This is a genomic window from Parabacteroides faecalis (assembly GCF_022809355.1).
Classification (GTDB): domain Bacteria; phylum Bacteroidota; class Bacteroidia; order Bacteroidales; family Tannerellaceae; genus Parabacteroides; species Parabacteroides faecalis.
Window position 1 is genome coordinate 1 of sequence record NZ_JAKZMM010000035.1, and the last position, 20,969, is coordinate 20,969.

Here is a 20,969-nt window from a genome sequence, read left to right on the forward strand (position 1 = left end):
ATGGTGGCTACATATTGATGTTGTGCTGTTGCTTTTTACTGAAAGCTGCTACTAACGACTCATAAATCTACCCTTAATCGTGTATTGGATGATAGTTGCGGATTTTAGGTTCATGTTATAGACAATAAACTTGATGAATCTAGTTTAAATGTTGATGAGGTTTTTAAATCTTTGAATGATTTGTGTGAAGAGTATAAAAGGCTCTTTGAAAAGAAGATAGGAACAGTATTTGATACTAACCCACATGAAGTAGTTGAGCAGATTACATTTAATATGGATACTCTTATTAAAAGTATTAATGAAACAGGGCTCTTTTATGAATATAAATTTATTCAGCGTTATGTTTGTTCATTGATGACAAAGCCTTTTGTTATATTAAGTGGATTAGCAGGTTCTGGTAAAACACGGTTAGCATTGGCATTTGCTAGAGTTATGAGTGAGAATATTGATCAACAACTTTGTATTGTGCCAGTGGGTGCTGATTGGACAAATCGCGAACCACTTTTGGGCTATCCTAATGCTTTAAAACAGGGAGAATATATGTTACCGGAAAGTGGGGCTCTACAAATTATGATGCGAGCTTTAAGAAATCCACAAAAACCTTATTTCTTAGTGCTGGACGAGATGAATCTAAGTTATGTGGAACGATATTTTGCTGATTTCTTATCTGCATTGGAGAGCCATCAGGAGATTCCTCTTTGGGAGAAACCTGAAGAATGTGACTCAGAGGTGCCTGCAAAGATAGCTTTGCCCAAAAATCTCTTTATTATTGGAACAATTAATGTGGATGAAACAACTTACATGTTCTCTCCTAAGGTTCTTGACCGTGCAAATGTTATAGAATTTAAAATTTCGGATGATGAGATGAATAGATTCTTAAAGATGGATATGAATGTAAATATAGAAATAGCTAATGGATTGTGTGCAAATATGGGACAGGATTTTGTTGAGAAATCATCAGTTAAGAATCTAGAGAATAGTGAGTTAGCTCAGAAAACACTTATTAGTTTCTTTAAAGTACTAAAGAAAGTAAATGCTGAATTTGGTTATCGTTCGGCAATTGAGATTTATCGTTTTATAGCTAATGCTAAAGCATGTGCAGAAGGTATGACTGAAGATGAGATACTTGATGCGGCCATCGTTCAGAAACTGTTACCTAAGCTTCATGGTAGTCGCAAAAAATTGGAGCCTGTATTGAAAGCTCTATGGGGATTGTGTATGCAAAATGCACATACTGCAGAGGCTATTATACGTGAAAATGTGCAATATGCCAAGTTCCCAGAATCAGCTGATAAGATTCAGCGTATGATGCAGACTGCTCTTGAAAATGGATTTACAAGTTTTGCTGAAGCATAAAGATGCGAGTAGAAAAATTAGAAATACCAATATCAGGCAACTTTGGAGATATTAAGTTGTGTATTTATCCGGCTTCAAACAACGCTGTATTGTTTGAGGAGGAGGATGCTGTGGATTATGGAGAATCTAGATGGCAGTTACAAGAGGGATGCACGTATGAGTATGAGATTTTAGCAGATAATGGACATATGTATCAATTCACACAAGAGAATGATATTATACATTTTTCTCATTCTCCACGGCATTTGAATTCAGGCATGTTGAAGACGGGTATTTATGTAGGATCTCTTTCGCTTGTGATCAGAGATATAGAACTAGACTGTGAGGTTACTAATGTCAGTTTAGAAATCAAGTCTGTGAAAGCTGAATATCGTACTGACTATCGAAAAATGCTGGAGGATATCACAGCATATTATACGGACTTAGTATTAATGCAAGGAAGTCCAGTAACACAAAAATTGGAAATTGATAATAATACTTCACCGCAAACACTCTATCAGCGTTATGCTTTTGTTCGAAGTATTGTAGAAAGTTTGGCTTTTCAAGAAGCCATACATAAAATCATTACTAATCCTGTACGTAAATGGGAAGAAACAACGGTTGAACGTAACATTAGTAATGTAAAACGTTTGAGCCGAAGAAATATACATGAAATAATAACTTCTAGAGATCGTATACCTGTTCATAGCGGTTATGAATTAGGATTACCACTAGGGTTGAATTCTGTACCTCGTACTATGACAGTTACTTATAAACGTGATACTTTAGACAACCAAGAGAATAGGTTCGTGAAGTTTGTACTTCGTTCTTTTAGTTCTTTCTGTTCTGAGCTTCGTAGTAAGAAAAATGCTAATGACCGTTTGAAAACAGAAATTGACAAGACTATGGATGTGTTGAATGGACATTTGAACAACTTCTTTTTCAAGCAAATCTCTATGCCCTCTCAGTTAAATCTGAATAGTCCTGTGCTCCAACGCAAGGAAGGTTATAGAGAATTACTTCAAGCATGGCTGATGTTTGATCTTGCAGCTAAACTATCTTGGAAAGGCGGTGACAATGTTTATGAAGCAGGTAAGAGAAATGTGGCAGTTCTGTATGAATATTGGGTTTTCTTTAAACTATTGGAGGTTATAAGTCGTGTATTTGATATTAATCCAGTTAGTATAAATAAACTTGTTAAGACGGATGCAGACCAAATAAACCTAGAAATTCAGCAGGGAAAGATGATAATGATTGACGGATTGTATAATGCCGGAAATCGTAAATTTAATGTTAGGTTCTACTATAACCGTACATTTGCACATACATGTGAGAGTAAGGAAGTATATAAGTCTGGCTCGTGGACAATGAATATGAGACCAGATTATACTTTGTCTATATGGCCGGGAGAAATAAGTATGGATCAAGCTGAGCGTGAGGATTTAATAGTTCATATTCATTTTGGTGCAAAGTATAGAGTTAATAAGGTAGATCTTGGATTGGATGACTCAACAAATGAAGAACAAATGTCAAAGGCTCTTCTTAATGAAAAGAATGAACAGGAAGAAGGTATATACAAACGAGCAGACCTTTTGAAAATGCATGCCTATAAGGATGCCATTCGTCGTACGAGTGGAGCTTATATCTTATATCCTGGTACTGTTCAGTGTAGATTGAAAGGCTTCCATGAAATTATACCTGGATTAGGAGCATTCTGCTTAACTCCTTCTAATTGTGATGAAGAACTTATCACATTACAGGTGTTCTTATTGAAAATTGTGGAGCATATGCTTGATCGAACAAGTCAACGTGAGAGAATATCTTATTATATAAACAATGTATATAATACTCCTTCGAAATTTGTTAATGAACAGTTGCCCGAACCAATAGGAGAGAATCGTGATTTTCTTCCTGATGAAACTTGGGTGGTGTTAGGGTATGTGAAGAATGAGAAACATTTGGAATGGATTCGTAAGACAGGACTTTATAACTTTCGTACAGGAACACAAAATGGTTCTATACGATTGAACCGAAGTTTTGTTTCTAGTCGTTATATTCTCTTGCATTCTCAAGGTAAAAGTATAGAGTTCATAAGACTTGCAGATGAAGGACCACGAGTTTTCAAGCGTTCTGATTTACTTCGCATGGGATATCCACCTTCTACTAATGAAGAAAATAAAAAGGATGACATTTATATTGTATATCGATTAGAACCCAAACAAACAGAGCCAGAATGGGCACAATACAAGTGGAACATAAGTGAAGTATCTAATGCGAAAGGAAATCAAATTTCCTTACCTAAAGCTGTAAGGCTTTCTGAGTTGATATTGAATGCAAGAAGTGGGCAAGTAGTAAACTTGCATGAGTCACAAATTTAATAAATAAGCAAATGGTGTATTCTTAATTTCACCAGTATGTGTAGCGACCTACTTCGGTACCATCATATTTAAACTCATATAAATGACAAATATTGACAGTAGGCAACAAAAAAGGCGCTCGTAAGGAGCGCCATATACATTGTGTATTATTTCGATGCAGTTATTTAGAAAATCTCGACAAACATTGGTATTCAATAAGTTCAAAACTTGTTTGAAAAACTCAGATACACGTAAGATACAATATTACAGTGTTTAAAAATCTGATAATCAAAGTGTTAGAAATGCTTCGCAATTTCCGAAAGCCTTTGACTCTATACAAATGTATGAAAAAATGGTATATTTCCCAAACTTTTTCAATATTTTCTACAAGGTACAAAAAGTGGAGTATTCGTGTAGTTGTGTAGTACATTAATATATCAAGATATAATCTATATACTTTTATTTTATTGCGATATATTATCTCATATTTAATATGCTTTATAATATAGTTCACTGTTTTGTGATTATTTTTTTTGAATTCTTGTACTAAATTTAATATTTCCGTATATTTTACATGAAACAATAGTAGGGGAGTAGTGATAAATATACATATTGATAACATAATGAAAATTGGGATGATAAAATCTATTTATTTATTCAATATTGAATAATAATGATAAAAATAGGAATTCATGGATTATTTGGAATATAAATGTTACAATGGTTCTGTAAAATACAGCAAAAAAGATAATTGTCTTTGAGGTAAGGTGCAAAGAATGGATAAAAAGGTCTTAATTCTTATGAGGAACTCACAACCGGACATCATGGCTTCGATACGCACAGCCTCGTCGATAATACCTTCTGCTGTTAATTTGGAGGTTCCCATAGACGTGCGGATCAAAGGTTATAACCACTTTTTGCTTTGCGCTTCGCTCTATGTGATATCTCAGTGCCTGTTCCTGAAGTGATATTGCTTGCGTCCAGACTCAATCCTTTACAGAAATTCAACTTCGTTGAATAGGCTGGAATCAGTTCTTTACGCGCAAGCGTGTAAATAGTGGGTTTTGTCTTTCGTGTGATTTTACGGGCTTCGTCAATTTCAGCAAGGCGATGCTTGTCGGAAGAGGTCTGTGGTTGCAGTGTAGCCACCATTTGCTGGATTTATTGTCGCAGGTATTAACCCTCATGAGTTAAATCAAACTTCATATTGTATATCAGCAAATCATATTAAAGAAATGTTTATGATTGAAATAGAAAACATCCCTTTGGAGAATTGGCTTAAGCCTTTAAAACCATATCAAAGAATACTATAGAACAATTAGTCGCGAAATATGGCGAAGAAAAGATTGCTGAAGAGTACTACAGCAAAAATGGGAGTTAAGGCCTATTGTGCGACACGTACACATTTCCATCTTTTCCCTTGAATGCAGCTTTCACAATAGGGAACTTCATTTGCTCTATGTCTCTCAGTTTTGCAGTTCTTGTCTTCATCTTTTTCTGGTTTTGTTTGGAAGAACCACCTGCTTTATGCTGCAGGCTGCTCTTCGTTGAATTCTTGCTTTTTGATTCTGCGAATCAAGTAAGCGATAGCCTTTGGTGCCTTCTCTCGGCAGACCTTCAGCTGAGCAAGGAACTCCTCCTCGGTAGCGTCTGAGTTGAAGAGATCCACCAACTCGCAGTTGTTGTCCGACTGCTTGTCAAGCTTTAGGTTGTGGCATTGCATCAAAGTGCGAAGGGCAAGGATGCCAAGGTCGTACTTTGGACGTGCCTCTACCAGTTTGCGCATCAAGTCAAGTCCTGGATCGCCAATGTGCATCTCGTTAAGCATGGCAATCATGAAGAGCACCTTGGCGTCTGGTGTTGCCATCTCGAACACGTTCGCAAGCTGGCAGTTGGTCTCGTCAGCTTCTGTGTAGCGTTCGAGTTTTGCCAAGGCACGCGACTTGATGTACATGGCTTCTGCACATTGGTGTGTTGCCAGTACCTCGTTAGCGTACGCCAATGCTTCCTCGTACTTCTCTGCATAGAGGTAGAGCAACGAAGCAAGGAACTTCGGAGCCCAATGGCTTGCCTTTGTCAGACACTCTGGTACCGACTTTATCGAACCATAGAGATGCTCGTCGCACACGAGTATGTCAAGGAAGCGTTTTGCTTGCTGCATGGCTTCTTTGATGTCACAGTTCTCAGCCTTCTTCGTTACGAGGAGCAGGTATTGACGTGCCGCTTCGTCGTAGTCGTTGTGCTGGAGTGCGCCATAGACAGCTTTTCCGCTCTCTATCTCGTTTCCAATCTGTTGCTCGTTGTTGTACTCGCTTGCGTAAGTCAGCACCTCACGACTCGTATGAGCATACTGAGGTATGACGTTTTTTGAGAGGAATAAACCATCAAGTGTACGAACACGGCTCAAAGCTACGTAGAACTGTCCTGCTGCGAACATGCCACGGCTGAGGTCGAGCGAGAGTTTGTCGAAGGTCATGCCCTGACTCTTATGGACGGTGATTGCCCATGCAAGTTTCAGAGGGTACTGGGTGAATGTACCCATGAGTTCCTTCTTCATCTTGCGCTCCTCCTTGTTGTAGTCGTAGCAGTACGACTCCCATGAACAGCATGGCACAACGTATGTCTCGCTGTTGTTGAGCGTAACGCTGATTTCGTCCTTAGTGAGTTTACTCACCTTGCCGAGTGTGCCGTTTGCCCAGCGCTTTTGCTGGTCGTTGCGAGTGAACATCACCTGAGCACCAACCTTAAGGCGAAGTTTCATGTCCACCGGGAACTTCTTTTCCTCGAACTTGCCGTCAATGGTTCCTTCATAGACGAACTCCTCCGACTCAATCTCCTCCAGTCGCTGAAGGTTGATTTTGTCTGCCGTCTTGTTGATGGAAGCCAGCGTGATGACAGCACCATCTTCTGCGGTCGGAATTTGAACGCGACCGTTGAGGTGCATGATGTTCTCTGGTGTTACCTTGTTCAGGCGCACGTTCTCCAGGATATGCAAGAAGTGTTCGTCATCCTGACGGTACACCTTGCGGAACTCAATCTTCACGAGTCGCATGCGCTTGATGGCGTCTGACTTGTAGAAGAAGAAGTCGTCCGTTTGGTATAGATCCTTCAGCATATCCTTCTCAGGACCTTGCTTCACCACCGGTGGCAACTGGAACATGTCGCCTACGAAGATTATCTGCTTGCCGCCAAAAGGCATGTTGTTGCGCAGAGCCTTACGCATAGTGTAGTCGATAGCATCCATGATGTCGCATCTTACCATCGACACTTCATCGATGATGATCGTGTCTGCATGTAAAAGCGTCAGAATCTTTGCCTCGTTCATCTTGCCGCATGTTCCTGGCGTACACACCTCCATTGGCAAGCCAAAGAAGGAGTGTATTGTGTCGCCACCGGCGAGGATGGCTGCCACACCTGTTGGGGCAAGGGTGATGAACTGCTTTCCAACCAACTTCTGTACGTTGTGAAGAAAGGTTGTCTTACCTGTTCCAGCACGACCTGTGAGGAAGAAGCTGGAGTTTGTGTTGGCAACAAGCTCGTATGCAAGCTGCTGCTCGTGGTTGTGTGGGTCTATCTGTGTGTTCTGCATGTCCTACTTCTGTTCGATTTGTGGGAGGATTTGGGTGAGACGTGTGTTGTAGTCGTTGTCGAGGAAACTCTTGTAGCATCCATCGATGATCCCTTTCGCCTTCTCTTCGAGTTCTTCCTGTGGCATGCAGCTTCTCTGGGCTTTGAGTACTCCTTCAAAGAAGTTGCGCACCATGGTTTCTAATTCCTTTCGGATGAACTCCTCGTTGCGATGCACCTTGTCGTAGTCTCTCTTCTGAACAAGTTCAAGGCGTGTACCATTGAAGGCGTAAACCTCGATGCCGTCGATGTAGGTCCAGTTGTGGTAGAGTCCCACCTTCTCGACGACTACGATGCGGTCGCAGAATCTCACGCCCTTGTAGTAGCGGTTTCCGCTTGCACTCTCGTATTCCTCGCAGAGGAACATCTTCTGTCCTTCGTCCCATACAGGAATGTGAACTCGTTGGTTACCGAATGTCGGCAGGATGCTGTCGAACAGGTCTTTGTTGATTGCTTTTGTTAAGCTTGCCATGTCGTTTTGTTTTTCTTGGTTTGTGATTTTTGTTTGTTCTCTCTTTGATTGGGCATGATGGTTAGCCCAAGCACTTCTGATAAGTTGCCTCTATCATGTTTCGCGAGAAGTCAAGGAGCTGACTCTCTGCCACCATGCTGCCCATTGCCTTGGCTTGTCCCTTCAGGAAGTCCTTCAGCATGAGGATGCTCTCTTCCTTGGCACTTCGTTCGTTGAAACATCGCCAGTTGCATCCGCCCCAGAACTTCTGAGCAATGATGTTTGCCTTCTGTCCGTTCCATGCAAACAGTGTGATGCCGTTGAGGAAGGTGTGGGCGTAACCTTGTCCGATGTGGTAGTAAACTGCCAATCGGTCGGAGAGGCGGATTGCTCGGTAGTAGGTGTTGCCAGCTGCGCTGGTGTAACCGAGGGTGAGGTACACGTTCTTCTCTGCGTTGTAGGTGAGAGAACTACCCGAGAGGGCTGGGAGTGCCTTTGCGGCAATGAGTGCGAGTGATGTGTCCATCGTACGTCTTGTTTTTGTTTAGCGGAATAGGCCGCCACCTCTGTTGTTTGTAATAATAAAATAATGTATAAACGAAACCAACTCTCTCGGAATTGTGATGCAAAGTTACTATGTTGATATAGGGCATGCAAGCTTTCTTACAAGAGTATTGGTTCCTTCCGTTTTGGAACCAATCACACTCATTTTTGAAAGTTCATGCAGCGTATCTTTTCTTTCTGATATCCTTCATACACTTGCTTGTGCATGCAAGTGTGATGTGCATTGAGGTGAGATCTTCTGAACGACCATGCTTCTTGTGGCTTGCCTGTGCCTGACGTTTCTCTACGATGCGACGGAGAATTCTGTCCTGCACTTTTGAAGACTTCATCTTACTTTTGATGTTCAAGTTGAGAAGGATGCCGTCAAGTACCTCAATCTCAATCTTGTTTGTTGTCACATTGCAGAGTTCTTCGGTAGCTGCCTTGCGATAGCGATCAGATGTCTCAACACGTTCCCAACGCTTGTTGGTTCTTCTGTGAGCATCTGCCTCTGCCTTCCTCTGCTTCTTTGTCTGCTTTGCTGTTGCCTTGTTATTCATGGTTGCTTTGTTGTTTGGTGTCTGTTTCATAGTCGTTCGTTTTTGATTTCGAGTGCAAAATTACTACTTGATTTCGGATTTGAATAATGTTTCTGTCTGAACAATAGTTCCTCTCATTTTGGAACCATTGTCTCTCTGATCAACTACTTCTTTCCTGCGAAAAAAGCAGTAATGGCAGTACCGATTGCCGAGCAGATAGCTGCTGCGAGCAACCAACGATCTTTCTCTGTCATGGGCGTTTCTGTTTTTGGTGATTGCTGTGTTTCCATTTGCGATCAGTTTTAGGTTTCCACCAACGAATTGCAGCGTCAACTTCGTGGTGGTTTTCGAAGTTTGACGCTGCAAAGGTAATAACTATTCTTGTGATAAAATCAAGAACTTATGATTCTAATGGTTCCTCTGTATTTGGAACCATTCGTTGAAGTTTCTCTCCAGGTTCAATGTAGTGCAAAGCCATGTCTTTCACTCTTTTCGCAAAGATCTTACGAATCTGTGGTGGTGACATAACTTCAAGTCCTGCACCCATCTGGAGCACGCGACCGATGAACTCGTTATTCGATTCTACATCAACAGAGAACTCAGCATACTCTCCATCTTCGTATAATCCGTAAGGCTTCACAACCTCGTATGAATGATGCAGAGGCTTTGTGTCTATTAATTTAAATATATAATGTTCGTGTGCGCGTATAACGATGTGTTCTTTGTTTGGGAAATCTTTCATGTGACTCACGCCAACGATATCCTTGAAAAACTCATCATAAAAGTGATCTGGTGCAGAAACATACTCCACTTTACTTCTCTCACGAGGCTTCTCTTGTATGCGGTCAAGAGCAATGTTGTACCCGAATTCCGGTTCTCTACCTTCTGCATGACCGAATAAATGCCATCGTCCATTGTACTCTTTCAAGTAATGCGGATGAAATAGTAAGGTTATTTGTTCCTCGTCGTATGGCTTATATTCTATCTCCATCACCGTTTTGTTGGTAATAGCTTCATAGAGCTGAGGGAGATATTCTATATTGGTTAATATTCGGTCAAGGCTTGAACTTATCACCTGCTCACCTTTCTGGCGCTTAGCCTTCATGTCGAGCAAGTCCTGACAATCATGGAAGAAATACTCCAGCCACGATTTGGGGAAGAATCCAGCAGAGTCCTGGCAAAACTTCCAGTACTGACGAAGATTATTGATGACCTTGGCATTACGCATGTCTGCAAGTGGATCATCATCCTTACCAACATAGCGGAATCGCTTATTGCGGTTGTTGCCTTCTTCCTCAAAGCACTCGCTAACGTCCTTTTCAAGCTTATCGGCTATAGCTTTCTTTAGTGTGCCAACCACCTTCTTCAACTCGCCATACCCATTGCAATTTGACAAATTAGCCGGCAGTTCTTTTATTGTCACACCAATATAATCAGCCATGATATCTGCATAACTAACCCATCGGTGACTCATAAGCCACCGATAGGTTATCAAAGCAAATTGTGCCTTATAGCTATCTCCGTCAAAGAGGTTCTTGCGTTGCATAACTATTAATCATTTGCTGGTCTTACATTTATTGCAAAAGAGATAGGCTCTCCCGTTCTTGGATTCGTTGTTTCTGGCTTTAATTCAAACAAAACTTCCTCTCTTTCAGAATAGTCGTATTCTCGAGGAGAATTGTTTGGAGCAAATCCCATTTTATTGTCAATAATGTATGGTCGATGATTATCTACAAAAATTCTGTTTCTGTCACCATTAATTTTTCCTCTTAAAACAGAACTGCTGTCCGACTCAGTTGTAGAGGTTTTTGTATTAGTGCGAGAAGGAGAAGTTGAAGCTTGCATGCCACATAATTCATCTCGACATAATTGTAGAACCTTAACTTGCATCTTCGCGAACTCATAATCATAAATCGGACGACTACCATTATTGACAATCATCAACAAACGCTCCTCCGACATTGTCGAAGGAGCACATTCTCTATGATTATATAGATGCCTTAATGCACGAGTTAAATTTGCGAATTCGGACCATCTATCAGGAAGATTGTTTCCGTTATTACTTCCTTCATAGTATAATTTATACAACGATCCCGAAAATGCATCCATTGAAGCTTCATCATAGCATCGCTTTCTTAAGATTCCAAATTCGATTGGATCTTCATGTGAAGGAATAAATACCTCATGAACATTAATATACCGTTTATTTACGCCAACTCGCAATCTTTCTATTTGACCTACTAGCTCATTTAGTTCTTCTTGCTCTATGGAATCAACATTCACAATTTCCTTGTCATGGCTACATGCACGCAAATAATCTTCCAAATACCCAATCGGCAAATAAAAGGTCGATTCAGAAATGCTATTCACAAGACCCTTAGACCTTAAACTTGTTATTCCGTCTGGTATAGTTTCTTCAAAATTCTTAGGTCCTTTTGAAAGTAAGAACATTGTGGAACGTTCTACTTCAGATACAAACCTATTATTAATTATCTCACATAAATAATCTCGAATTACATCATATTCAGGCAGAGCAACCTTTCTATTGGTATACATATGAGAAGCTACAAACTTAGCATAATATGGAACACCTCCTGTCTTTTGAAACAAAGGAGACAATAAATCCAAATACTGTTGTCTTAAGAAAGTTTCTTCAATCAAAGAGCATTCATGTTGCCAAAGAGAGGTGAAGTCCTCCTTTGATATTGAAGTAATCGTCACATTCTCCAATCCGCAATTAAGTTCTGGAGAGCCTACACTCGTGCATATTGCACTCCATGTTGAGGTACCGGCAATCCAAAATTTCAGATTAGACTCTGGAGAAGTAGCAGCACCTCTTATTCTTGAAAAGTCAGACGGAGTATCAAATGCCTCTAAAAGTAGATAATCAATTTCATCAAGAAGCAACAACAAATATTTGTTGTTCTTTTCAAGGTTGTTTGCAAGTGTAAATAGCACTTGCTTTTGATATTCAGGATTCCATTCTTCCATTTGTACTCGCATGTCGAGTTCATCGCAAGAAATATCCAAAGAACATCTTCTAGATATTTTTAGCTTCCCTTCTGGCAATAAATTATCCAAACACATTTTTGATGCAAGAAGCGAAGCCATAGATCTATATACAGCAGGAGTGTTTTTCTTAACTCCACATTGAGTTTTTACATCAAAATACAAAGGGTAAGCCCCAATACTACCATTGTTAACCAAATATGTTTCCAAAGACTTCATTAAGCAAGTTTTACCAAAACGTCTGGCGCCAATTATTCCTGCGTTTCCTTTTCTTTTGGCACATGAAATCAATGTCTCGATTTCTCTATTTCTACCAAACAAATCTTTTATAGAGGTAATATCAATACCTACAATGAAAGGTTCCATATTATTGATTGTTAAAGTGAAAATTCTAAATCTAAATCTCTGTGGTGAACATACCACCAACGTCTAAACAAGTCAACACTCAAACGATACACCTCTCTACCTTCATCGGTAAATGAGTAAAGTATCTTCTTATCTTTCAAACTAGCTAACGCTCTTGTCATACTAAGTCGTCTTTCTTCATTTACAGAATACTTATCCCATAAGCGTTTAAGTTCATCCATACTTATGCCGCGTTCAATTTGAGTACTTTCTCTATTAAGATAGGAAATAGATGAAATCAATTGATGCTCGGCAATATTTTCCGGATCAATCTGATTATTATGGAAGTTTGTTTCATCCAAAGACTCCCAAGTATCTCTTTTACCAGGTTGTACTTCACCAGTTAATACTCTAACCACATCATTAACCTCATTGAATCCTAAATGTCTATGTTTGCTAGCGACAGCATACTTACCACATGCTAAACATATCCATTGAATCCAATATGGCACACAACCAGACAAAGCGCGGATATAAGCTTTTGCCCTTTCATCAAATATTATTTTAGGACATGCATCGATTAATTCATTTGCATATTGCTCCTCAATTTGGTTAATAGGCATTGGCAAAGTATTATTCATTTGACCTGCAATATACTCTTTTTCCTTTGGAAGTTCCTTTATATCGTAGGTACCAGAATAAACAAAGCAAGCTTTTCCTGCCAACGCCAAATTTCTTAATGTAGAAATAAATGTCGCATCTATTAAACCCTCCTTGAGCATAAGTCGAACAAATGAGAACTCGTCTATTGTAACAAGCGGAATAACGTTGTTCTCGTTAAGGACATCGACCACCTTACAAAAATCAATTTGCGAAAGACTTTCTGCAGGAGGAAGACCATCTTTACCATAGGCAGCTTCAACTTTATCGGCCAATTCATCTGTTAACTTGTCATATATATTCGTTTCCAAAGCCCAAGTCCAAAATTGTGCAGAGGTCGAATTCTTGTATGGGAATTCGTTTAAATACCATTTGAAAGCTAAAATGTGTTTAGAAGAGTCTTCTTTTAATATCTGACCATCAATTCGATTTCTCAGATAATCCAAAATTGAAGACTTACCTGTGCGAGTTAATCCATAAAGTATGTAGGTCAAAGAACGATCCTTTGATAGATAGTGGTCAATCAATGTTTTCAATTCTTTTTCACGTCCCTTGAATATATGTTCTTCCGGAGTTTTTGATATGTTCCACGGGATATCTATTTCGTCCGATAATACGTCTTCGCTTTCAATTTCATATGTTGCCTCATATACTATTGGATTTAAATCTTTTCCTTGATATTTTGCAATCAAAAGAAACTTTACGTTAGCGGATTCCAAAGAAGAAAAATCTGATGAAACAAAACTCTCACCACTACAGTCTCCTGAAGATAACTCTTCTTCATGTGAAACCTTATATTCTTTACCGTCAATTGTCGCAGTAACATAAAAAGACTCTGCTGTTGAATCTCCATTATTTGTTACAACAATACTGATTACGCCATTGCCATGTTCATCTTTAGTAATGAATGCAGGTTCACTTGATATGTTCAACATTGGCAATGTGCGAGCATCTCTCTCTTCTATTTGACGAGAGATTTCTTTTAACCAATTATTAATCAATATAGAGAAGAATGTGTTGCCGTAATAAGTAGTAGTGTCTGCAATCGATTTTTGTGTACCTAAAAGAGCTTGCTGAGCCCTAACTAATATACGAGTTCTTTCGTTTTCTTTACGTCCTGCGTATGGTTTTAAGATTTCAATTACCTCTATCAAGGAATTAACAAAAATAATATCAGTATTCGTCATCAAATCCTTATATTCAAGAACTTTTCTCCACTTGTTGTCAAAGGAGCTAAGATCGAAAGAATAAAACTTCCATGATAAGCATATCTGAATAGCTTCGCTCAAGATATTTTTGCGCTCATTTCGATAAACGAACAAACTATGCATAAAATTTTCCAAATCGCTATTTACATCGATTGTTGATTGATTTATCTGATTTAATGTATTGAAAGCTTGTTTTTTAAATCTTTCGCTATCTGAACATCTTCCACGAAATGGACCAATACCACTTTTGTCGTTAATCAAAGAAATCCATACATCTTCTGCCGCAGAACCTACAACCAAATAAGTTCTTAAGAGAAGATTGAGATTTTCTGAGCTATCTCCTTTAAGACATATTTCTTGAAGTTTTCCTAATGAAATAATTTCCCAATCTGATTCAGGAGTTTTGCTACCTTCAATCTGGGATGTAACAAATGATAATTGTAAGTATTTTAATAAAAGTTCTCTAAGATTATCTTTTTCTCCAAGAGTGTTGAAAATTTCCAGGGCTTCAACATAGTAGCTACACGCACTATCACGAAGAGCTTGCAACTCAACAAGTTCTGCAGAGTTATTCCCAATAAGATTCGCAAATCTAGCATACATACCATGACCCTTCAGTCGAGCGTAATTAGCGACTGATATTTTGTACATTATTGTTGATGTCTGCTTTGAATTATAATAAGCTCCTGCAGCCTCTAAAAAAAGTTGAGCCTTACCCTCAAATGATACCGACTGGTCATTACGTTTGTTTTGAGCTCTACCAAACAGTTGTTCGGCAGGAATTATTTCATTCGAAGGAAGCAATTCCTGCCGTTTAGCCTCTTGACAAACATCCTCAAGAAGCATTTTGCTGATACTATCATTTGTGTCAACAGATCCATTAATAGGTGTGGATGTATCGCTTGAAGAATCTGAATTATTGATATCATTGGAATCCATCCTTTGAATGGACTCTTTTAGCTTTGTGATAGCATTATTATTTGGTTTAACACTTTCTGCATATAATATTGCTTTTAATGCTTCTTCTCTATTATTACCTTTCTGATACAATCTTGCCATTGTTATATACAAATGGCCAATGCTATTTACATTAACGTTACTCTGTTGTTCAGTTAGAACAATAAGATATGCAAGAGACTGCAGAGCTTCATTTGTATGATCCAATGCAATCTCTGTATTAACAATTCTATCAAGATAACTTCTTAAATACTTAGGAGTTGGACGACTTGTATTAATAATTTGATATGATTGTCTCAAACACTCTTCTTTTTGACCATTACGAATCAAAGTATCTAACTCCTTTTCTAATTGTTTACATTTTGATTCGCTCAGGTTAGGCAATTTTTTATCAACGAAAGCCATTACTTCATCTGAAGATAATATTGAAGGCTTTGCTGTTATTTCAATATGCTCTGTTGATGAAACCGAAGAGTTGTTGAAAATATTCTTTTTCTTGCCAGGTATAGCATCTAAATCTATTTTACCTAATACTTTAAGTTGAGGCAATCCTGAGTCTTCCAACAATTGTTCAGTTTCTGTCTTGTATAACTGCTGTTTTGGTTGTTCCTTTTTTTGAAGTTCAACAGAAACGACCTGTTGTGTCCCTTCTTCGGATATCTCGTCAATTTCTGAGAAGTTATCACATTCAATATCTAACTGTCCTAAGAAATTTTTTACTTTTTTCTTGAAATTTTTAATCTCAATAAATGCCTCTGGATTAGTTGTCATTTCTTTTATAAAATATGTCAGAATAGACGATATCTGAGACTTTCTAGCTTGGGTGATATTACGACTATAAGAAACTGCCTTGCGGAAAAATCCTATTAATCCTCCATATGACATTTCTACAATTGAGTTATAACATTTACCATTAGTACTAATGTTCCCACAGTAAACTCGTCTGCCAATTGTCCAGTCTTTCTTTTTGTATCCAACGATGCCCGGTTTTACGCATATAGCGGTTTCTCCACTATCCGTAATAATAGTCAAACCGATTTTTTCAACTTTTGTTATTGTTGCATTTGTAGAAATCAAAGTTTCTTTATCAATACTTGATAATTCAAAGATATGTAAGAAAAAAGTTTCTGCTTGTTGCGCAAATAACTCTGTAGATATTTCATTAGTATCAATCAATTCGACACTATCAATAGCAGATGTGCGAACCTTAACCCATTTGTCATCTGATAGCCGCAATGTAATGAAACGATCATTTTGTGTTTCTAATTTACCTAAGCTAACAGTGCCAGAGTAAGAAATTTTTAAAGAATAGCCTTCCTTTATTCCATCTAACAACTCATTACAAGCACATAAATCATTGCCACATTGTGGACAGATTTTTGCATGAACTGATATTTCCTTACCGCAATCAGGGCAAGGAAACAAATTTGGATTTACAGCATTCAAGCAATTATTATTACCATTTGAGTTATTTGTTGTCTGAATATCCATATCATTACTCAATTTATCACTATCAATATTTAATTGTTTTGCGTATAAGAAAATATTCTGAGCAATTCTTTGAAGTCTAATACCTGTCCATTGAATACGATCATTCTTTGAAGCAATATTTTTGATTAATTTAGTTTCCTGTACTTGATGGAAACTAAATATCACACCATATACCTCAAAATACATGCATCTCTGTTTGTCATCATAATACACAGAGGTATCCGTATAAAAACTTGGATTTTGAAGAATTAAATCTGTGATTTTACTTACTCTTGTTTTTATAAAACCATAGAACAATTGAGATTTATGTTTCGCAGTTTTAATAGCAGCATTTAGCAAATTCATTGCTGCCAAAAAATAGAACAACGAATCTGCGTCACTTACACTTATTTTGTTAATCACTCCTATAGCGTCATCTACTACGGTTTCGTCTATAGGTTGGATTTCATCATCATCCAATTGGTTGTAAAGTCCAAATATATGTTCTGATATTGTACTCATGCCATTTACCAATTACTACGGTCTACTAAAAGTTCTCTAATATTCACTTTAAGCAGTTTCGAAATTTTGGCTAAGGTCTGCAAGTCTGGTTGTGAGGTATTCGTGCACCATTTGCTGACGGTAACAGGATCCTTGCCAAGTTGCTCAGCAAGCCACTTGTTTGTTTGACCTGCATCTGCGAGAACTGCTTTCAGTCGATTCAGTTTTTGGAAATTTTCCATATTTAATAAATTAGCGTTGAGCACAAATTTACTAAATTACATCTTAATTAAAGAATAATATGCGGTTTTCTTCAACTTGGAGTGACACATTTGACTATTGTATGACTCCTTAGTTTATGTACAATCATACTCCAATGAATTTTCCTGGATCAAACGAAAGATGTTCGTTCTGGAATACATATCCCAATTGATTGGTTACACATTTTGTATCTCCAATCCGTACATCAACATTATAATGTGAATGCCCATATATCCAGTATTCAATACCGCTATCTTTTATGTAGTTCTCCAATTCTACAGTGAAGGCTCCGTTTGCTTTGCTTCCTGCAAATTTAGGGTGTTGCATGCGGAAAGAAGGAACGTGATGCGTAACAACTATTTTATGTTTTGCCTTGCTGACAGCCACGGCTTTACGGATAAAGTCTATGCATTTTTCATTTTCTTTGTTGAACTCGCTAAAAGTCAAGACTTCTCCTTTGTATAGTATTCTTCTGAAATCAGATATCACACTTTCCGTAAAGTACGCTTCTTCTAAAGGAATATGCCCCCATAATGTAGAAATGAAGAAATCTATTTCGTCCAATTGTACAATTCCATTATAGTAACAATGTATATTTGGGCGTATCTCCAGACAGTATCCGTCTTCTAAAGTGGCGATGTCATAATTTTTGTAGAACTCATGGTTTCCCATACAAACAATCACTTGCCGATAGTTAACCGATGCCCAGTTCCAGAACGGATGGCGGCTGTAATTCTCATCCCCGAGATAGCCGATATCACCAGCCAGGACTAAGATGTCACCAGTAACGGGTAGGGGATTATGTTTGATATAGCTGCCATTTTCGGCAAATTCAAGATGTAGGTCTGATGCGTATTGAATTCTCATGTTACATATTATGGTTTGATTACAAAAAGTTCTGTAAGTTGATTCAGTAATTCTGACACAAATTCCTTATCTTGTCCTAAAGATGCAGCTAAAGAATCCGACAATTCATCCCAATTTCTATGTATTGAATCAACAAAGTCATTGATACATCTGACGATTGATTCTGGTGCTTCAATTTGAGAATCTTCCATGATTACGATATTCTTCAGAACGTCTGAGCGATGTTTGCGTATATCCTTGCTGTTTACATGCTTCCCATTCTGTTTATCAGCAACGAGATTAAGATATGCTTTAGCTTTAAGGGCTATTAATGCGGCTGGGTCTGCATGGCGTATTCCGTCAGTCTGCTTGCTGTGTTCTATGGTGAAATAATAAAAATCGTCATCCATTATAATGGCACTAAGGCTGGAAACATCATCACCGATAGGTAACGGTTCGACGACAACACCCTTGGGCTCTCCTAACACATCAGGATGTCGGGATAATAGTTCTATCATTTCGGGATAACCTGCCTTTCCGTCCATAAAACGATATAACTCATATTTCGGAGGTTCTCCTTCTTTATGTTTACGCTTTTCCGGCCTATAACCGGCTTCACGTATAAATTTCCAGAACTGTTCACCAAATGCCTCGGTTATATTCTCTGCTATGACAATCATATCTATGTCATGTGTGGCACGTGGTCTTACAGTAGTTCCTGTCATTGCTATGTCACACGCAGTTCCGCCGATTACTACATAGTTGTCTGAGAAGCCGGCAAATGCCTCTCGGAATTTTTCTAATCCTTCCATTCTATATCATTGATCATTCGTTCTACTTCTTTTTCGATGCGTGGGTCATTATCCTTTGCCAATGTAATGGCGAGGGATAAACGGTCAACCCATTGTAAATTTTCATTGGCTAATCCTATAGCAGGATATTTCCATACTTCTATTATAATACTACCATCATAAGTATTGGGGTTTTCTAGGACTGCAGAATCCTTTAATGTACGATATTCCTTGTTTGTCAACATAAACATCTTTTCCGGATCCGGATTAAGCCATGTGTAATGTGCCAGGGCATTTATTCCACAAATAGGAAATTCCTGTTCTGAATGAAGAGCATCGCAATAGATTCGTTGTTCCACAGGAGATATAAAGAATTCTTTTGCATTCTTCCATAATTCAATACCTCTTTTTTTGAAATGAATCTGCTTCGTTCTTTGACCGACAAGGACCTTTTCACATAGTCCCAGATCCTCCATGCAGGTTATGCCCAGTGTCGTGCTTTCATATGAATATGGAACTAACTTTGCTATTTCTTTGGCAGAAAGTCCTTCAAGACTTCTCTCTTGAAGATGATATAAGAGGATATATTGTGCAACCGGTGTGAGAGCAGAAGCTATTTTTCTGTCGCTGGTCTTTTCTAGGGCAATGAGCATCGGTAAATGTGCATATTTGTCAGACATGACAAAATACACTCCTTTGTCAGTCAATCTTTGCCTTTCGTATGTAGGTCCTGGTTTCAGAATAAATACAACTGGAACACCTAATAATGCCATAATCCTGTCGGAAGTAATTTCACATTCCTTTGGTGTTGGATTACCTTTCCTTGGCTCCAAAAATATCATGGATGTGTCCTGATAGATTCCTTCATAAAATGTGTATGACAATTTCTCACCGACTGATAAGCCTTTCAGTCGGTGCTTGTCACAGGTATTTATCCGTATTTTTCTATGTAATATGTTTATTTCTTCCAAAGCCATTATGCTCTATTTTAATGGTATATTAAAACGTAGCAAAAATAATAAGAATATTTTATATTACAACTATATATCATATTAAAAATGATATAATAAGTTTGAATTAACCGTATGTTTAAATGTTATATGTATCGGGAATGGAATACTCATATCTGATAACCTTTTTTAGAGATAGTTGTTTATGAAATTCTATCTTTCTTCTGCTTTCTTTTTTATTTGCTGAAACCTTTTATTCTACATCATCTGGTAGCGAACCAACCATAACTATACTATTATACTTTACTCCATCCTTTTGAGCTATTCCTATTAAATTCCTTCAGTAATATTGTTCCATTCCAATGACCATATTAGGTCTTATGATGGTAATAATTCTTTACTATACTTATTTTACACATGAAAAATGCTATGTTTTATCATCGTTTTTACGACTTCCTTAATGTGTAAGTCGCATTCTGCAAGTACTAGTAAACCTATTCCCTAGATTTTTTTAACTTTTCAGTCTGCCTCCCATACAAAAAACTTTTCAAGGCCTTAAGGCATATACAACATTGGTAAATCTAAACTTTAAACTTGCAATAAGCGAGAGTAGGACTGAAGTCTTCCTTTGACAGGTTGGCTATATCCTTTTTTCTCCTTGCTGAAAATATCACCGTAAGTATGTTTTTGGGTATTAGTATTTGAAGTAGAATTATTTTTTTTGATTAAAATATCTATCAATATATCATAAAATAAATATAAATACTTATATTTGTATATTATATGATAAGTTGATATATGGTAAAAACAACGATGGGTACAAAGCTGCCAAGAAAATTAGAGCAGAAGATGCAGATAGTTGGTGAGCAGATCAAGCTGGCCAGACTACGCAGGAATCTCAGTGTCGCTCAGGTAGCCGAACGTGCCACCTGTTCGCCTCTCACAGTTTCACGTATAGAAAAAGGTACACCTACTGTGGCAATTGGTATTTATCTAAGGGTGCTTTATGCACTTCAGCTGGATGATGATATTCTGCTGCTTGCAAAAGAAGATGTAATGGGAAAGGCCTTGCAGGATTTGAGTCTTAAGAAACGAGAAAGAGCATCCAAAAAAGAATAA

16 protein-coding genes are annotated in these 20,969 nt (G+C 38.1%); 3 read left to right on the forward strand and 13 right to left on the reverse strand.

What is annotated here, in order from left to right:
- Positions 1-180: 180 nt before the first annotated feature.
- Together MUN53_RS12875 and MUN53_RS12880 are read left to right on the forward strand one after the other, a co-directional pair.
- Positions 181-1,356: an McrB family protein gene (locus MUN53_RS12875; RefSeq protein ID WP_243325858.1), complete on the forward strand. Its 1,176-nt coding sequence runs from the start codon at positions 181-183 to the stop codon at positions 1,354-1,356.
- Positions 1,357-1,358: 2 nt separating this feature from the next.
- The gene (locus MUN53_RS12880) at positions 1,359-3,713 is read left to right on the forward strand and encodes a DUF2357 domain-containing protein (RefSeq protein WP_243325860.1); all 2,355 of its coding nucleotides are present in this window, start codon (positions 1,359-1,361) and stop codon (positions 3,711-3,713) included.
- An 876-nt stretch (positions 3,714-4,589) separates the two neighbouring features.
- On the opposite strand, the gene MUN53_RS12885 is transcribed toward MUN53_RS12880, so the two are convergent.
- The 13 genes from MUN53_RS12885 to MUN53_RS12940 all read right to left on the reverse strand — a co-directional run bounded on the left by MUN53_RS12885 (position 4,590) and on the right by MUN53_RS12940 (position 19,877).
- Entirely contained in the window at positions 4,590-4,844 is a 255-nt protein-coding gene (locus tag MUN53_RS12885; RefSeq protein WP_394803080.1) for a hypothetical protein, read from the reverse strand.
- A 373-nt stretch (positions 4,845-5,217) separates the two neighbouring features.
- The gene (locus tag MUN53_RS12890) at positions 5,218-7,281 is read right to left on the reverse strand and encodes an AAA family ATPase (RefSeq protein WP_243325862.1); all 2,064 of its coding nucleotides are present in this window, start codon (positions 7,279-7,281) and stop codon (positions 5,218-5,220) included.
- Positions 7,282-7,284: 3 nt separating this feature from the next.
- The gene (locus tag MUN53_RS12895; RefSeq protein WP_154397853.1) at positions 7,285-7,791 is read right to left on the reverse strand and encodes a hypothetical protein; all 507 of its coding nucleotides are present in this window, start codon (positions 7,789-7,791) and stop codon (positions 7,285-7,287) included.
- Between the two features lie 61 nt (positions 7,792-7,852).
- Complete coding sequence (locus tag MUN53_RS12900; RefSeq protein ID WP_243325864.1) at positions 7,853-8,140, reverse strand: hypothetical protein; 288 nt, start codon at positions 8,138-8,140, stop codon at positions 7,853-7,855.
- A 349-nt stretch (positions 8,141-8,489) separates the two neighbouring features.
- Positions 8,490-8,903, reverse strand: coding sequence for a hypothetical protein (locus MUN53_RS12905; RefSeq protein WP_243325867.1), 414 nt, complete (start codon positions 8,901-8,903; stop codon positions 8,490-8,492).
- Positions 8,904-9,016: 113 nt separating this feature from the next.
- Positions 9,017-9,142 carry a hypothetical protein gene (locus tag MUN53_RS18310; RefSeq protein ID WP_258885678.1) on the reverse strand — a complete coding sequence of 42 codons (126 nt, stop codon included), beginning with the start codon at positions 9,140-9,142 and terminating at the stop codon, positions 9,017-9,019.
- Positions 9,143-9,252: 110 nt separating this feature from the next.
- Entirely contained in the window at positions 9,253-10,398 is a 1,146-nt protein-coding gene (locus MUN53_RS12910) for a helix-turn-helix transcriptional regulator (protein ID WP_243325869.1), read from the reverse strand.
- Between the two features lie 5 nt (positions 10,399-10,403).
- Entirely contained in the window at positions 10,404-12,227 is a 1,824-nt protein-coding gene (locus MUN53_RS12915) for a hypothetical protein (RefSeq protein ID WP_243325871.1), read from the reverse strand.
- 11 nt (positions 12,228-12,238) lie between these two features.
- A complete protein-coding gene (locus MUN53_RS12920) occupies positions 12,239-17,023 on the reverse strand; it encodes a hypothetical protein (RefSeq protein ID WP_243325873.1) in 4,785 nt (1,594 codons plus the stop codon).
- Positions 17,024-17,028: 5 nt separating this feature from the next.
- Positions 17,029-17,244: a helix-turn-helix transcriptional regulator gene (locus MUN53_RS12925; protein ID WP_243325874.1), complete on the reverse strand. Its 216-nt coding sequence runs from the start codon at positions 17,242-17,244 to the stop codon at positions 17,029-17,031.
- Positions 17,245-17,368: 124 nt separating this feature from the next.
- Positions 17,369-18,130: a metallophosphoesterase gene (locus MUN53_RS12930; RefSeq protein ID WP_243325876.1), complete on the reverse strand. Its 762-nt coding sequence runs from the start codon at positions 18,128-18,130 to the stop codon at positions 17,369-17,371.
- 8 nt (positions 18,131-18,138) lie between these two features.
- The gene (locus tag MUN53_RS12935) at positions 18,139-18,921 is read right to left on the reverse strand and encodes a hypothetical protein (protein ID WP_243325878.1); all 783 of its coding nucleotides are present in this window, start codon (positions 18,919-18,921) and stop codon (positions 18,139-18,141) included.
- Positions 18,909-19,877, reverse strand: coding sequence for a hypothetical protein (locus MUN53_RS12940; RefSeq protein ID WP_243325881.1), 969 nt, complete (start codon positions 19,875-19,877; stop codon positions 18,909-18,911). The genes MUN53_RS12935 and MUN53_RS12940 overlap by 13 nt, the downstream gene beginning before the upstream one ends.
- Before the next feature lie 771 nt (positions 19,878-20,648).
- Between MUN53_RS12940 and MUN53_RS12945 the strand changes: the two genes are divergently transcribed.
- Positions 20,649-20,969, forward strand: coding sequence for a helix-turn-helix domain-containing protein (locus MUN53_RS12945; RefSeq protein WP_243325883.1), 321 nt, complete (start codon positions 20,649-20,651; stop codon positions 20,967-20,969).